The organism is Streptomyces sp. NPDC005070, assembly GCF_053600395.1.
The window spans coordinates 1-1,351 of record NZ_JBSFZS010000524.1 but is presented as its reverse complement, the minus strand read 5'-3'; the positions used below and the strand labels follow the sequence as shown (position 1 = coordinate 1,351).

Genomic DNA, 1,351 nt, shown 5'->3' with positions numbered 1-1,351 from the left:
CACTGGTCCATTTCGCGGCACGGCACCTCCCCGAACTCGGCCTGGAGGGCTCGGTGGCCCTGGTGGAGACCACCTTGCTCATGGCGATGACGGCCTGGCCCTGCAGCCGCCCCTCGGAAGCGGTGCAGAACGCCTACGCCTCCGACCCGGCACTGGCCGACATGCGCATCGACTTCACCGACCTGGTGCGCCGCACCGCAGCGGTGACCGCCTCCGGCCTCCTCGCCCGCCAGGAGACAGCACAGGCCGGCCCGATCACCTGAGCCCATTCCCTGCACCGCATCCCAAACGCGTTGCCGCCCGGCTTCGCCTGGCGCGCCGCCGCCCGCTCCCGTACACCGCGGCCCCCGTCGAGACGGACAGCCGCCGTACCCCGCAGGACCGCAGCTCATCGCGGGGGGCGGGACGGTTACCGCGGCGTCCTGCGGTCACTCCGCGACCCTGACACGGCCGAACTCGACGAAGAAGAGGCGTAGGTGACCCTCTGCGGCGTGAGCGCCGTGCGGCAGCGTGTTGAGCTCAGAGCTCGGCGTTGCGGCGCTGGTCGGGGGTGAGGAGGTAGGCAATCGCCATGTCGCCGAGCTCGTCGGCGTACCGGCGTCTGGCCGCTTCGTCGGTGAAGGCATCGGGGCGTACGGAGTTGTGGAAGCAGGCGCCGAGGATGGCGCGGGCCGCGGTGTCGAGTGCCTGCCGGGGCTGGGAGCGGCGGATCTGGTCGGTGTAGGGGTTGGCTGCTTCGAGCAGGAGGCGGTGGAGTTCGGTGATGGTGCGGGCCCCGCGCTCCAGTGACCTGCTCCCGCGCGTGCGCAGCAGCTCGGGGAAGAGGCTGCTGCTGTCGGCGAAGGACTGCAGCAGGGCGTGCGCATAGGCGTCCATGACCCCTGAGAGCGAGGGCCGGGCCGCACGCAGTTGCTCGGCGACGTACTCCTCGCGGCGCTCCAGCATCCTCTCGGTCAGGGCGATGATCATCTGTTCCTTGTCCTCGAAGCGGCGGTAGATCGTCCCGACGGCGACGCCGGCGCGCTTGGCGACACCGGCGATCGTCATCTCCTCCAGGCCGGAGGTGGAGGCGATCTCCTCGGCCGCCCGCAGAACGCGGGCCAGGGTCGCGGCGCTACGGGCCTGCTGGGGTTCCCGGTAGGCCGCTGTGCGCTCCGGCTCCTCGCTCATGTCCCGCATGGTATCCGCGCGGCCCTCAACAGGGCTTTTTGACAACTGGTGCACTCCCCCTCACGATGTGAACGTGAATTCGCATTCACATTCTATGGAGGTTCGACCATGCCCGACGCGTCCCTGCTCGCCGTCCTGGTGACCGTGATCGCGGCGGCGGCGCTGGTGGTCCTGCCGACGG

1 protein-coding gene and 1 pseudogene are annotated in these 1,351 nt (G+C 70.3%); one reads left to right on the top strand and one right to left on the bottom strand.

The window, feature by feature from the left end:
* Positions 1 to 263: pseudogene (locus ACWEBX_RS40825) on the top strand (TetR/AcrR family transcriptional regulator); the annotation flags it as partial.
* 256 nt (positions 264 to 519) lie between these two features.
* Here the strand turns inward: ACWEBX_RS40825 and ACWEBX_RS40820 are convergent.
* On the bottom strand, positions 520 to 1,170 hold the full coding sequence (locus ACWEBX_RS40820; protein WP_451889737.1) for a TetR/AcrR family transcriptional regulator: 651 nt from the start codon (positions 1,168 to 1,170) through the stop codon (positions 520 to 522).
* Between the last annotated feature and the right edge of the window lie 181 nt (positions 1,171 to 1,351).